At 61.4% G+C, this 13,382-nt stretch carries 11 protein-coding genes; 7 read left to right on the top strand and 4 right to left on the bottom strand.

Annotated features, from left to right (window positions below):
• Positions 1-30: 30 nt before the first annotated feature.
• Positions 31-2,094 (top strand): polyphosphate kinase 1, encoded by a 2,064-nt coding sequence (gene ppk1 / locus BEN47_RS05510; protein ID WP_070725957.1) that lies wholly within the window; start codon positions 31-33, stop codon positions 2,092-2,094.
• Here ppk1 and BEN47_RS05505 read toward each other — a convergent pair.
• From BEN47_RS05505 to BEN47_RS05495, 3 genes are all read right to left on the bottom strand, one after another.
• Positions 2,091-3,161: a DUF6268 family outer membrane beta-barrel protein gene (locus BEN47_RS05505; RefSeq protein WP_125921515.1), complete on the bottom strand. Its 1,071-nt coding sequence runs from the start codon at positions 3,159-3,161 to the stop codon at positions 2,091-2,093. The two genes, ppk1 and BEN47_RS05505, sit on opposite strands and share 4 nt — an antisense overlap.
• Before the next feature lie 183 nt (positions 3,162-3,344).
• Complete coding sequence (gene hflX, locus BEN47_RS05500; protein ID WP_083322142.1) at positions 3,345-4,655, bottom strand: GTPase HflX; 1,311 nt, start codon at positions 4,653-4,655, stop codon at positions 3,345-3,347.
• Positions 4,656-4,715: 60 nt separating this feature from the next.
• Entirely contained in the window at positions 4,716-5,012 is a 297-nt protein-coding gene (locus tag BEN47_RS05495; RefSeq protein WP_070725953.1) for a c-type cytochrome, read from the bottom strand.
• Positions 5,013-5,170: 158 nt separating this feature from the next.
• On the opposite strand from BEN47_RS05495, the gene BEN47_RS05490 reads away from it, so the two are divergent.
• On the top strand, positions 5,171-6,289 hold the full coding sequence (locus BEN47_RS05490) for a glycosyltransferase family 4 protein (protein ID WP_070725951.1): 1,119 nt from the start codon (positions 5,171-5,173) through the stop codon (positions 6,287-6,289).
• A 43-nt stretch (positions 6,290-6,332) separates the two neighbouring features.
• Positions 6,333-6,881 carry a dTDP-4-dehydrorhamnose 3,5-epimerase gene (rfbC, locus tag BEN47_RS05485; RefSeq protein WP_070725949.1) on the top strand — a complete coding sequence of 183 codons (549 nt, stop codon included), beginning with the start codon at positions 6,333-6,335 and terminating at the stop codon, positions 6,879-6,881.
• Between the two features lie 11 nt (positions 6,882-6,892).
• Here rfbC and BEN47_RS05480 read toward each other — a convergent pair whose 3' ends face one another.
• Positions 6,893-8,188, bottom strand: a complete 1,296-nt coding sequence (locus BEN47_RS05480) for a UDP-N-acetylmuramoyl-tripeptide--D-alanyl-D-alanine ligase (protein ID WP_070725947.1) — start codon at positions 8,186-8,188, stop codon at positions 6,893-6,895.
• 110 nt (positions 8,189-8,298) lie between these two features.
• Here BEN47_RS05480 and BEN47_RS05475 point away from each other — a divergent pair, with 110 nt between their 5' ends.
• From BEN47_RS05475 to BEN47_RS05460, 4 genes are all read left to right on the top strand, one after another.
• Positions 8,299-10,593, top strand: coding sequence for a T9SS type A sorting domain-containing protein (locus BEN47_RS05475; protein WP_070725945.1), 2,295 nt, complete (start codon positions 8,299-8,301; stop codon positions 10,591-10,593).
• 260 nt (positions 10,594-10,853) lie between these two features.
• Positions 10,854-11,129 (top strand): DUF4369 domain-containing protein, encoded by a 276-nt coding sequence (locus BEN47_RS05470; RefSeq protein WP_070725942.1) that lies wholly within the window; start codon positions 10,854-10,856, stop codon positions 11,127-11,129.
• A complete protein-coding gene (locus tag BEN47_RS05465; RefSeq protein WP_083322141.1) occupies positions 11,126-11,980 on the top strand; it encodes a peroxiredoxin family protein in 855 nt (284 codons plus the stop codon). Before BEN47_RS05470 ends, BEN47_RS05465 begins: the two co-directional genes overlap by 4 nt.
• A gap of 246 nt (positions 11,981-12,226) precedes the next feature.
• Positions 12,227-13,366: a TlpA family protein disulfide reductase gene (locus tag BEN47_RS05460; RefSeq protein ID WP_070725938.1), complete on the top strand. Its 1,140-nt coding sequence runs from the start codon at positions 12,227-12,229 to the stop codon at positions 13,364-13,366.
• The last annotated feature ends 16 nt before the right edge of the window (positions 13,367-13,382 follow it).

The raw sequence follows: 13,382 nt of genomic DNA, 5'->3' as shown, positions 1-13,382 counted from the left end.
CCGACTCGTCATTTTAACTTTTACCTCCCTTTGGAAACCCTTTCCCGAGACCTGAGCTGGTTGCGTTTCAACGGCCGTGTGCTGCAAGAAGCCCAAAGCCCCACCGTGCCGCTGCTGGAACGCCTGAAGTTCATGGCCATTTTCAGCAGCAATCTGGACGAGTTTTTTAAGGTGCGGGTGGCCACGCTGCGGCGGCTGGCGAAGCTGAAGAAAAAGACCCGCGCCAAGTTGAAGGAGAGCCCCAAGCGCCAACTGCGCCAGGTGCTGGCCGAGGTGAAGACCCAGCAAGAAGCCTTCGGCGTCACGTTCCGCGAACAGCTCCTGCCCGAGCTCAACGCCCAGCACATTCACCTGCTGAACGAAGGGGAGCTGACGCCCGCACAGCGGGAGTGGACAGCCCAGTATTTCCGGGACAAGGTGCGCGACCTGCTCTCGCCGGTGGCCCTGGATGAGACCCTGCACCACCTGTTTTTGAAAGACCAGGCCGTGTACCTGGCGTTCTTCCTCAGCCAGCCGCGCGGCCCCAAAAGCAAGGCCGAAGCCGAGCGCGTGCTAGTGATGGAGCTGCCCACCAAGCGCCACGGCGGCCGCTTTGTGCGCCTGCCCGACGAAGGCGAGGAGCGGTACGTGCTGTTTCTGGACGATGTCATTCGGGTGGGTGCGGCCGAGCTGTTCCCCGCCTACCAGCAGGTAGCCGTGAGCGCCATCAAGCTCTCGCGCGATGCTGAGTTGGACATTGAAGAAGAAGTATCGGGCGACCTGATGGAGAAAATCCGCAGCAGCTTGGCCAAGCGGGCTACCGGCTTTCCGGCCCGTCTGCTCTACGACCCCGAAATGCCACCGGAAACGCTGCGGGCCATCAAGCAGAAAACTGGCATCACCGACGAAGCGCTGGTGGAAGGCAGCCGCTACCACAACTTTCGCGACTTTTTTGGCTTTCCGCACTTCGAGGAGGCCCACTTCCACTTCCCGCCCCGGCCGGCCCTGCCGCACCCCACGCTGCCGCGCACAGGCAGCCTGCTGGCCGCCATTGCCACGCGCGACCACCTGCTGCACCCGCCCTACCAGTCCTTCGATTACGTGACCCGCCTGCTGCGCGAAGCCGCCGCCGACCCGCGCGTGTCGGCCGTGAGCATCACGCTCTACCGCGTGGCCAACAAAAGCGCCGTAGTAAAGGCCTTGCTCAAAGCCGCCAAACACGGCAAGCAGGTAACCGTGGTGGTGGAGCTCAAAGCCCGCTTCGACGAGGAATCCAATCTGTTTTGGGCCGATAAGCTGAAACGCGCCGGCGCAAACGTCATATTCACGCCGCCCGAGTTGAAGGTGCACAGCAAGCTACTGCTCATTGCCCGCCGCGAAGCCAACGAAACCACCCGTCAGTACGCCTATTTCAGCACCGGCAACTTCAACGAAAACACCAGCGAAGTCTACACCGACCACGGGCTGTTCACGGCCGACGAGCGGCTGACCCGCGAAGCCAGCAGCGTTTTCGGTTACCTGCGAGACCAGCAAACCACTCCCGAACTGGAACACTTGCTGGTGGCACCATTTGGCCTGCGACCCGGCCTGAACGCGCTGATTGACTACGAAATCAAACAGGCTCGCAAAGGCAATGAGGCTTACATCATTCTCAAAATGAATGCCGTAGAAGACCGCGGCATGATTGCCAAGCTTTACGAAGCCAGCCAGGCTGGGGTGCGGGTCGAGCTTATCATCCGGGGCATTGGGTGCCTGGTACCGGGCCAGCCGGGCTTCAGCGAAAACATCAGCCAGCGCGGCCTCGTGGACCGCTACCTGGAGCACAGCCGGGTGTACGTGTTTGCCCACGGGGGCCAAGAAAAAGTCTACGTCTCGTCGGCCGACTGGATGACCCGCAACCTTGACCGGCGCGTGGAAGTGGCCTTCCCCGTCCTCAACGAGGAGTTGCGCGCCGAAGTGCGGCACCTGCTCGACCTGCAGCGGCACGACAACGTGAAGGCCCGCGATTTTGAGAATAACTTTATTCTACCCGCCGCCGGCGAGAAGCCCCTGCGCGCCCAGGAAGCCACCTACGCGTGGCTGAAAGGCCTCAAACGGCGGCGCAGCCGGACCTAGCGGCGCACTCCTGCTTTCTCCAGCAGCTTGCGCGGCGGTGTAATGAATAGCTCCAGGCTGGCGTATGGGGCTCCGTTGAACTTGGAATCGATGATTTTAAGACGGTCGTCGTTGGTGCGGTCAAACGCGTCGAAGGCGTAGTTGTAGCGGTAGCCGGCTTCGGCGCCCATCCACAGGAAGCTCAGCAGCTCCCGCTCCCAGCGCAATCGGAATTTGACCTCGGTTTCGCGCAGTTCCAGCGTCTGGAGGGGCTGTTTGTCGGCGATGGGAGCCCCGCCGGGTCCGATGCGCGACAGCTCGTTGCGCAGCTTGATGATGTAGTTGTAGCCATCCACGGTGTAGCCCGCATAGAAGATGGACGATTCCGACACGTTGTAGCGGGCCGTTATCCGGGCCGGGAACAAGGCCTCAACGCCCCATCGGTTATTAAAGGTGCGGTTGTAGAGCACGGCCGGGTACAGGCTGAGTCGCCCAAAGGTGTAGCCGTACTGTAAGCCCACGCCCCACGAAAACAGCGGGCTGCGCTTCCAGCCGTAAACGGCTTCGGCCGAAAACCGGAAGTAGTCGGAGGTGGTCAGGTCGGTCGACGCGTTGTAGTCGCCGCTGAGCTCGCCTTTCACCCGGGCCAGGTACCAGTGCACTTCATCAATGGGTCGCAGCATCACTATCTGGGAAGCGATGCTTTTCAAGCCCTTGTCTTCTATGTTGCGATACAGCTCGTAGTCGGTGGTAGCGGGTCCGTTGAATTGAAACTCCTCCCGCTCGTAGCTCAGGCCCACCACCACCTTCAGGTGCGGCCGGTTCCAGGCCGGAATGTAGCCTTTAATGGACAAGCGGGCATTCTTATCGATTTCCCCGGCGTAGTTGCTGATGCCCACCACCTGAGCATCGGACTTGACGCCGAAGCGCGGCATCCGCTCGTAGCGCACAATCAGCCCCTTACTGGGGCCCATGCCCAAGACGGAGGGGTTGGCAAATATCCGTTGGCTGGGCTGGCTGATGACGCTGTCGGGAGGAGCTGCTGGTGGGTACAGCGGCGGCCTGCTCGGGTCTTGAGCCAGTGCCACGTGGCCAATGCCTACACAAGCGGCTGCGCAAAGGCCAACACGAAAACCAAAAGACAAAGCCATAGGAGAAAACATGGGGAGAGGGACGAATGCTGCCCTTACGCGAAAAACAAAACAATGGCTGCCGCGCTGCCAAAGACGGCGCGCGAAGTCACCATTGCCGCCCACACACTCTCTTCGAGGTTACTCAGTTGCCGCCTGCTGGTACGGGTAGCGCTGCTGGTGCAGCGCCGCCACCCGCTTGCCCAGCAGTTCGCGAAGCTCTTCCAGGTTGGTGCGCTCCTGGGCCGAGATGAACACCACCGGGTCGTGCAGCTTGGCCATGTAGGTAGCTTGCAGCTGCGCCAGCGGCGGGCGCGGGGCAGTGCCATCGTTCTCGGCGTCCAGTACTTCGCCAAAGGGGTCCAACTCGGCATCGTCCTGCTTGTACTGGTCTATTTTGTTGAATACGAGCAGCATCGGTTTGTCGGCCGCGCCAATTTCGTTCAGTGTGTCGTTTACCACCTGAATTTGCTCCTCGAAGCCGGGGTGCGAAATGTCCACCACGTGCAGCAGCAGGTCGGCCTCGCGAATCTCATCGAGCGTGCTTTTAAAGCTGTCGATGAGCTTGGTGGGCAGCTTGCGAATAAACCCAACCGTGTCGGACAGCAGGAACGGCGTTTGGTCGAGCACCACTTTACGCGTGGTGGCATCCACGGTGGCAAACAGCTTGTTTTCAGCAAACACGTCGGCTTTGCCCAGTACGTTCATCAGGGTGCTTTTGCCCACGTTGGTGTAGCCCACCAGCGCCACGCGAATGCTGCCGCTCCGGGTTTTGCGCTGGGTGTGGGCCTGCTTGTCCAGGTCTTCCAGCTTGTCTTTGAGAAAGGCAATCCGGTCGCGCACAATGCGGCGGTCGGTTTCAATTTCGGTTTCGCCCGGGCCCTTCATGCCCACGCCGCCGCGCTGCTTGTCTAGGTGAGTCCAGAGGCCGGTGAGGCGGGGCAATAAGTACTGGTACTGCGCCAACTCCACCTGCGTGCGCGAGGTGGCCGACTTGGCCCGCAACGCGAAAATATCGAGAATGAGCAGGGAGCGGTCCACTATTTTCACCAGCAGCTCCGCCTCCAGGTTGCGCAGCTGCGAGGGCGAGAGGTCGTCGTCGAACACCACCATGCTGGTGTTTTCGTGCTGCACCCAGGCTTTAATTTCGGCCAGTTTGCCTTCGCCCACATACGTCCGGATGTCGGGCTTTTCGAGGCGTTGCACAAAGCGCTTGGTGGCGGTGGCGCCGGCGGTTTCAATCAGAAAAGCCAGCTCGTCGAGGTACTCGGAGGTTTGGGCTTCGGACTGGCGGCGCGGTGGCACGCTCACGAGCACGGCGGTTTCCTGCTCTTTGGCGGTGGCGTAGGCGCCGCCGGTTTTGGTGGCCACGTAGCCGGCCTTGGCGTTGTCGGTGGTGAAGTGCCGGGTGCTGGCGGCGGGCTTGCGGCCGCCGGAAGATTTATTTGCCATGTTGTCGTTGTCTAATCAAATCCCCTACGCAAAGCAGGGGCGAAACGGTGCCGCGCCGGCCTAGCGCAAAGTAAGGGAATAGGCCACCACCTGCTGCACCTGGGCAGCCGTAAGGGTTTTTCCAAAAGCCGGCATTTTGCCCATGCCGTTGGTCACCAGATAGGTGCGACCAAAAGCGTTGAGGTTGCTCTTGGTGAGGTCGTGGGCTCCGCTGGCGCCTTTTTTGCCATTGGCGCCGTGGCAGCGCATGCAGTTTTTCTGGTACAGTAGTTGGCCCGGCAGCACGGGGGGCGTGGCCAATACGGGCGCGGCTAGAAACGGCAGAAACAGAAAAGTAACGGGAATACGAAGCTTCATAGCCACTACAACACATAATCGGGCCACAAAGTACCGGCGTAATCGGTGAAATGGTGAGGCGGTGAAATTGTCGGTGTCCGGATAAACGCGGGAAAGAGAAATCCGTAAGGCCGACCTTTGCCCCTGATTCCTGCTTTCACCCTTTCCACCTCCCCACTTTGCGCGTCGCCATCGTCATCAATACCAGCTGGAACATCTGGAATTTCCGTGCCAGCCTTGTGCGGGCCTTGCAAAAGGCCGGCCACGAAGTGCTGGCCATTGCCCCGCCCGATGACTACTCCGCGCGCCTCGAAACCGAGCTCGGGTGCCGCTTTGTGCCCATCCTGATGGAAAACAAGGGCACCAACCCGCTGCAGGACGCCGCCCTCACGCGCCGCTTCTACCAGATTTACAAGCGCGAAAAGCCCGATGTGGTGCTGCACTACACCATCAAGCCCAATATCTACGGCAGCATTGCGGCCCGGCTGGCGGGCGTGCCCAGCATCAACAACGTGTCGGGCCTGGGCACGGTGTTCATCATCAAAAACTTTGTGAGCAAGGTGGCGCTGGGGCTTTACAAGTTCGCATTTCGCTTCCCGCAGAAAGTGTTTTTCCAGAACAGCGACGACCGGCAGCTCTTTCTGGACAACCACCTGATTCGGCGCGAAATCACCGACCTACTGCCCGGTTCCGGCGTCGACACCGACCGATTTCAGCCCGCCCCGCAGTACACCCGCCAAACCCCGTTTGTGTTCCTGATGGTGGCGCGCGTGCTCTACGAGAAGGGTGTGGTGGAATATTTTGAAGCCGCCAAAATCATCCGGGCGGCCGTGCCGGGCACGCGCATCCAGCTGCTCGGCGGCCTCGACGAGGCCGGGGGCGTGGGCGTGCCCCGCGCCACCTTCGAAGAATGGCTCAAAACCGGCGACATTGAGTACCTGGGCCGTTCCGATGATGTGGCCGCCCACCTGCACCGCGCCGACTGCGTGGTGCTGCCCAGCTACCGCGAAGGCACGCCCAAAACCCTGCTCGAAGCCGCCGCCGTGGGCAAACCCCTGGTGACTACCGACGTGCCCGGCTGCCGCGAAACCGTGGTAGACGGCCACAACGGCTACCTTTGCCAGGTGCGCAGCGGCCCCGACCTGGCGGCCAAAATGCTGCAGGTCCTGCGCCTGTCGGAAGTCGATTTGCTGCAAATGGGCCAGGACAGCCGTCGCCTGGCCGAGACTAAGTTTGACGAGAAGCTGGTGCTCGATAAGTACCTGACGGCCGTGGCCAACGTGCGAAAAAGGAATTAAACCATAGAGCGATGTGCCTCGCACTTCTGTATTTTTGCCCGCAATGCAAGTAAAACAACACAGCCTGGCCGGCGTGGTCGAATTCATACCCCGCTTGTTTGGGGACCCACGCGGCGTTTTTTACGAAACCTTCAGCGCCCGCCTCATGCAGGAAGCCGGGGTGCCGGCCGACCTTGACTGGGTGCAGGACAACCAGAGCAAGTCGCAGCCGGGCGTGTTGCGCGGCTTGCACTTTCAGCGCCCGCCCCACGCCCAGGCCAAACTGGTGCGCGTGGCCCAGGGCCGCGTTCTGGACGTAGTAGTAGACATTCGCCGCGACTCGTCCACCTACGGCCAGCATACCACGGTGGAGTTGAGCGAAGCCCTGGGTAACATTCTCTACGTTCCCATGGGCTTCGCGCACGGCTTCGTGGCGCTGGAAGAGGACACGCTTTTCCTCTACAAATGCTCGAACTACTACGCTCCGTCTTCCGAAGGCGGCCTGCTGTGGAATGACCCGGCCCTCGGCATCAACTGGAATATTGACAACCCCCTGGTTTCGGCCAAAGACGCCATCCTGCCCACGCTGGCAGAGCTGGACAGCCCGTTTTAGGTAGAGCAGGCTTACAGCAGCTCCACTAGCGTTTCCAGCGCCATGCCGCGGCTGCCTTTCACCAGTACCTGCTGCCCGCGCACGGGGTGCTGGAGTAGCCAGTCGGCGGCCTCGGCTTTGGTAGTGAAGTGCTGCACTTGCGCAGCAGCGGCGGCCTGGGCCATTTCCGGTCCGATGAGCAGCACGGCCGGTAGCTGCAGCTCCGCCAGGAGCTGGCCTAGGAGGCGATGCTCGGCCGCGCTCTCATCGCCCAGCTCAAACATGTCGCCGAGTATGACCAATTTGGTTTGGCCGGGCGCTGCCGGGCGGCCCGCGAAGCTGCGCAGGGCGGCGGCCATGCTGCTGGGGTTGGCGTTGTAGGCGTCCAGCACCAGCTCATTTCCTGCAGCCGTGCGCAGCAGCTGCGAGCGGTTGTTCTGGGGGTTGTACTGCGCCAAAGCGGTAGCCACTTTATTGGCGGAGACGCCGAAATGCAGGCCCACGGCGGCGGCGGCGGCCAGATTGGGGAAATTGTAGTCACCCGTGAGCTGAGCGGCGATGTCGGTGCCATCGGCCAGGCGCAGGGCCACGGCGGGGTCGGCCGCGAGCAGGGTGGCGGGGTAAGCATCGGCCGCGCCGGGGTAGGTGAGGCGGGTGGGAACGGCCGCGGCCAAACCGGGCAGCTTGGCGTCGAGGGTGTTGACGAACGCCGTGCCGCCGGTGCGGGCCAGGTAGTCAAACAGCTCGCCCTTGCCTAAGGCTACTCCCTCGGCGCCGCCAAATCCTTCGAGGTGGGCCTTGCCGATGTTGGTGATGAGGCCGTGGGTGGGGCGGGCCCATTCGCAGTAAGCCGCAATTTCGCCCCGGTGGTTGGCGCCCATCTCAATCACGGCGAAGTTGTGCTGGCCGGTGCGCAGGCGCAGCAGGGTGAGGGGCACGCCAATGTGGTTGTTGAGGTTGCCGATGGTGGCCAGCACTTGGAATTGCTGGGCCAATACGGCCGTCAGCAGCTCTTTGGTGGTGGTTTTGCCGTTCGAGCCGGTCACGGCCAGCACCGGGCTGTTGAATTGCTGGCGGTGGTGCCGGGCCAGCTCCTGCAGGGCCACCAACGGGTCGGCCGCGAAGGTGTAGTGGGTGGGGTCGGTGGCCGCCAGGTCGGCATCGTCCACCACGGCGTGCCGGGCGCCCTGGCCCAGGGCTTGCGGCGCAAAATCGGCCCCGCGAAAACTGGGGCCGTTCAACGCAAAAAACAGCGTGCCGGGCTGGGGCTGGCGCGAATCGGTGCTGACGTGGCCGCCAGCGGCCAGGTAATGGGCGTAGAGCAACATAGAATAGTTGAACGGTAAGAGCAAACCGGGTGTAATTTGTTGCAAAGGTGGGCTTGATTTTTGAGCCCGTTCCCATTGCCCGGCTTCCACCAATTCTTTCCTGCCCGCTTATGCATCGTTTTACCCTGTTTGTACTGGTTTTTCTGGCGTGTGTTGGGGCTGCGCAAGCCCAATCGGGCCCCGGGTTTGGGTTTGAATACCGGCCGGTGGCCAAGGTGGTGCAGGGCGCCGACACGCTTCAGCACGCGTGGGCCGGTGGCTTCAACACGCCTCAGTTCAGTGCCATTGACCTGAACAACGACGGGCAGAACGACCTGTTTGCCTTCGACCACGAGAGCAGCCGCGTGTACACCTTCCTCAACGTGGCCGCGCCGGGCACCGCCGCCGGCCGCCGCTGGCAGTACGCCCCCGAATACGAGTCTATTTTCCCCACCGACCTGCAGGGGTGGGCGCTGTTGCGCGACTACGATTGCGACGGCCGCGCCGACTTGTTTACCTACGTCAACGGCGGCGAAATTCGGGTGTTTCGCAACGCGCTGGTCAACGGCCGGACCACCTTCCAGCTCACCACCGGCCAAATCCGGTTTTCCGGCTCGTTTTCCGGCACGGCCAACCTCACGGTGGGCGGCTACAACCTGCCGGCCATCCAGGACGTGAACGGCGACGGCAAGCTCGACATTATGACCTATGACTTCATCAGTGCGTCCTTCATCGAGCTTTACCTCAACACCAGCCCGGGCACCTGCGGCGGCGCCCTCACCTTCCGCATTGCCACCGACAATTGGGGGAAGTTGCAGGCCTGCCACGGCTGCGCCAGCTACATGTTCAACGGCCAGCCGTGCTTTGCGGCCCGCCCGTTGCACACCGGCGGGCATAGCCTGCTGCTCCTCGACCTGGACGGCGACGGCGACCAGGACGTGCTTGACGGCCGCGATAACTGCCCCGAGCTGGTGAGCCTGCTCAACCAGGGCACGGCCGCGGCCCCGGTGCTCACGCAGGCGGGTATCAGCGCGAGCTTTCCATCGGCGGCCACGCCGGTGCGGGTGCCGGTTTTTCCGGCCGGCTATTCCATCGATGCCAACTTCGACGGCCGCCCCGACCTGGTGGTGGCCCCCAACATGCTCAACAACATTGCCGACCAAGTGAGCTTGCGCAACCACGTGCAGCTGTTTGAAAATACCGCACCCAGCGGCGCGCCCGCTTTTGCCTACCGCCCGGCCGGCTTCCTGCAAAACGACATGATTGACGTGAGCGAAGGCGCCGCGCCCGCCCTTGGCGACCTCGACGGCGACGGCCTGCCCGACCTGCTCATTGGCAACCACGCCGACCGCGTGAACAACGTGTACCGCGCCACGCTTACCTACTACCGCAACGTGGGCACCCGCGCCCGGCCGGTCTTTCGCTTCGTGACCGATGACTACCTGGGGCTGTCGGCCAAGGGGCTCGAAGGCCTCAAACCCGTGCTGGTTGACCTCAACCGCGACGGCGCGCTGGACCTGGCCTACAGCGCCTGGAATAAGAGTGCCAATGCCATTTACTACATCCTGAATACGGCTGCGGCCGGCCAGCCCGTCGCCTTCAACGCGGCGAATGCGGTTAGCCTGAAGCCCCAGGGCGCCACCATCACCGGCGTGCTGCCCTACGCCCGCGGCGACATGCCGTGCTTCACCGATGTAGACGGGGACGGCTACGTCGATATGCTCATCGGCACCAACGAAACCCGCGAGCCCGGCATGAGCCTGCGCTACTTCCGCAACCGGGCCAGTGGCACGCTGGACAACGCGTTTGTGCTGGTCAATAACGATTTCGGGCGCATCCGCACGGCTACGGGTGGGCGCCCTTTCAACCTGAGCCCCACCGTGACGGACTTCGACGGCGACGGCCAGCCCGACCTGCTCACCGCCGATGCCAGCGGCGTGCTCCGTTTCTTCTCCAACTACCGCGCCCAAACCGGCATTCTCGCGGAGCGCACCGACGTGCTGTACAACCCGCTCACCAGCCAGTACGAATCCACGCAGTTGGGCCGGGAAAACGTCTCGCACACGGCCCTGGCCACGGCGGATTTGAACGGCGACGGCGCCCCGGAGTTGTTCATTGGCACCCAGGCCGGCGGCATCCTCACCTACGGCACCCGCAACCGCACCGTCACGGCGGCCCAGCCTGCCGCTGCCCACGTCCTGGCGCTCAGCATCTACCCCAACCCGGCCACCGCCTCGGTCACCATCGAAACGGCCAAACCCACGCGCATTAGTTTGCTCGACCTCTCGGGCCGCGTGGTGCGCACTACGGCCGTAGCCCGGCTTCGCCACAACGTTGCTCTGAGTGGCTTAGCGCCCGGCGTGTACCTGGTGCGGGCCCAGGGAGCCGATGGAGCCGCCGCCGTGCAGCGACTGCTGGTGCAGTAAGAGCGGGCTGCGTCACCACCTTGGCTAGCTTCTCGTGTTGCGCCCCCTGGGACGGCTCAGAAAGAAATTGGCTGTTTTGATACCAGCCAATTTCTTTCTGAGCCCTTTTTTTGTTGATTAATACCCACTTTTTGCCTTGTTCACCTTGCGTGAGAGAGGGTATCAACATGATGTATTTTTTGATATCTATATAAGCTCTCTGCATCCTACCTTTAGCGCCTAGCTCTTATTGGCTAGTACTCTACCTTTTTTCCCGCCCCATGATGAAAAGCCACATAGTCGGCCTGCTGCTGTTCACCCCCGGCTTGGCCCTAGCCCAAACGCAAGCTCCAGTTACTTATCCTTATGTGATAAAAGGAAAAATTGGCAAGCTCAATGCACCGGCCAAGGTGTACCTGATGACCGGTTTGAACGCCACCGATTCGGTTACCCTCCAGCGGGGTCGGTTCGAGCTGAAGGGAACTACCCCCTATCCCCAGTCGGCCACGCTGTGCTGGAACGCCAGGGCCGGCTGCAATCTGGCTGGCGGGACATGATGTTTGGGGGCAAGATGAGCCGGGCCTACATAGAATCACCCGACCGCCTTCGCCTCTTTCTGGAGCCGGGTCCGGTGGTGGTTACCAGCTCCGATTCGCTGCGCACGGCCCGCGTGGCAGGTGGCGCGCTCACGGCCGATTACCAGCGTATGGAGGACGATACCAAACCAGTAATTACAAAACTCAAAACGGCCACTTCAAAAGAGCAGTACGACGCCATTAACAAAGAGTACGTCCAAGCCCACCTAGCGTTTGCGAAGGCCCATCCGGCCTCTTGGGTGAGCTTGTTGGCGTTGCAGTATGCGCGCCAGATGGGCGTGCCCCAGTACGAAGAGGTGGCCCCAATCTACGCGGCGCTTGCGCCGGCTATTCAGATGAGCCCTCCCGGCCAACAATACGGCCAGCTGGTGGCCGGCCTAAAAGCCACAACCATCGGAACCGAGGCCCCTGCCTTCACCCAAAGCACCCCCAGCGGCCAGTCGGTGTCGCTGGCCGACTACCGGGGAAAATACGTGCTGGTTGATTTTTGGGCCAGCTGGTGCGGCCCCTGCCGCCAAGAAAACCCCGCCATTTTGAAAGCCTACGAGGCCTTCAAAGGGCGCAAATTTGAGGTGCTCGGCGTGTCGCTGGACCAGGAAAAGACGCGCGCCGCCTGGGTGAAGGCCATTGCCGACGACCGCATGCCGTGGACGCAGGTATCGGACCTGCGCGGTTTTGAGAGCGAAACGGCCCGGCAGTACGGGGTGCTGGCCATTCCGCAGAATTTTCTCATTGACCCCAGTGGTAAAATCGTGGCCAGCAACCTGCGCGACGAGGAGCTGGCAACTACCCTCGCCAAGTTTATAAAGTAGGTAGGGCCTGTTGGTTTTTGTAGCCTCTGGCAAAGGCCACCGTCATTGAGCGAAAGGGCGAAAAGCTGCCAGCCCGGTGCTGATTGCTTTTCGCCCTTTTGTCGCTTCACATCATCGAGCTTGCCACAATGGTGCGGATTTTCTGGCCTTCCTACTCGCTGGGCTTGATGCCGTGGTATAGCAGCCTGCGCTACCCGGGTGGCGTCAGATTGCTTACTTAGCCGGAACCATTCCTCGCGCCTCCCCATGAAAAACGTTCTGGCACTGTGCTTTTCCTGCTGGTTAGCGCTTCCCGTAAGTGCTCAAGCACCACGCGCCGACAAGCCACTCGGTACGAAGCGGGCGAAAGCAGGGCCCAAGCCCCCGGCTGTTACGCTTACCATCAGCGGAAAAATCACGGGCAAAACTGTTGCCGAAGATTCGCTTTTCTTTGTCACGGGTGCCATTGATAAGAAGTATTACGCTGCCCCCATTCCCCCCGCCAGAATCACAGCTAATGCTTTCCAGCTGAAAGCGGCAGTGAGCTACCCGCAGCTGTGGCGGATACTGCTCAAAAGTGATAGGGGAATGAGAGTTTACCGACAGGGCGAGTATTTCATTGACGCATCAACCAGCACCATGACTGCTGATTACCTCGCGCAGGAGTGCAACCAGGTGGATGGGCCAACGGCAACGGAATACCGCACCAAGTTCATTCCTTTCTTTCATGCGGCTGGGGCGGCTTATGATTGTCATCAGCTGGGGTTTGACGAGCTGGCCTGGGACAACGCTACCCGCTTCGACAGCACCCTGTACCGGTACGTGCAAGCCAATCCTAACTCCTACGTCGCCCTCTGGAGCCTAATCGAGCGGTTTAGCAAGTTTGGTCATTCGCAGCTGCGCGAACGCACTTTAGCAGGCTTCCCCCGGAACGTCAAAGACTCCCGGCCCTGGCAGGTATTGCACGCCGACATGCGCGACGTACTGATAAAGCAAGGCGCCGCTTTTCCGTTATTCAGCGTCAAAGGGATTGCGCAACCCGAGCAGCCCCTGCGGCTGCCCAAAGCGCAGTACACGCTCGTGGATTTTTGGTTCAGCCGCTGCCGGCCTTGCATCGAGTCCTTCCCCGCGCTTAAGCAGTTGTATGCCGCCTATCAGCCGAAGGGCTTTGAAATCGTCAGCATTTCGACCGACCAGACGCAATACGTCCCGCTGTGGCAGAAGCGCATCAAAGAGTACGAGCTTCCTTGGGCTCAATACCTAGACGAAAACGCCGTGGCCGCGACTAAATCGGCCGTTTACTCTTTTCCCACCACCCTCCTGCTCGACCGCAACGGGAAAGTGTTATTGCGAGACATTACGCCGGAAGAATTGGAGAAATTTTTGGCGGCGAAGCTCGGAAAATGAGCTGCTTGGCTTAGCC

Source organism: Hymenobacter lapidarius (genome assembly GCF_001816145.1).
Lineage (GTDB): Bacteria > Bacteroidota > Bacteroidia > Cytophagales > Hymenobacteraceae > Hymenobacter > Hymenobacter lapidarius.
The sequence above is the reverse complement of the archived record's forward strand: the minus strand, read 5'-3'. Positions and strand labels throughout refer to the sequence as shown.

Bases quoted from the DNA above. Each gene is read 5' to 3' on its own strand.
- BEN47_RS05480 (WP_070725947.1), bottom strand. From the start codon at position 8,188: ATGTTGCTCTACGCCCATTACCTGGCCGCTGGCGGCCACGTCAGCACC.
- BEN47_RS05460 (WP_070725938.1), top strand. From the start codon at position 12,227: ATGAAAAACGTTCTGGCACTGTGCTTTTCCTGCTGGTTAGCGCTTCCC.
- BEN47_RS05465 (WP_083322141.1), top strand. From the start codon at position 11,126: ATGATGTTTGGGGGCAAGATGAGCCGGGCCTACATAGAATCACCCGAC.
- BEN47_RS05470 (WP_070725942.1), top strand. From the start codon at position 10,854: ATGATGAAAAGCCACATAGTCGGCCTGCTGCTGTTCACCCCCGGCTTG.
- hflX (WP_083322142.1), bottom strand. From the start codon at position 4,655: ATGGCAAATAAATCTTCCGGCGGCCGCAAGCCCGCCGCCAGCACCCGG.
- BEN47_RS05495 (WP_070725953.1), bottom strand. From the start codon at position 5,012: ATGAAGCTTCGTATTCCCGTTACTTTTCTGTTTCTGCCGTTTCTAGCC.
- rfbC (WP_070725949.1), top strand. From the start codon at position 6,333: ATGCAAGTAAAACAACACAGCCTGGCCGGCGTGGTCGAATTCATACCC.
- BEN47_RS05475 (WP_070725945.1), top strand. From the start codon at position 8,299: ATGCATCGTTTTACCCTGTTTGTACTGGTTTTTCTGGCGTGTGTTGGG.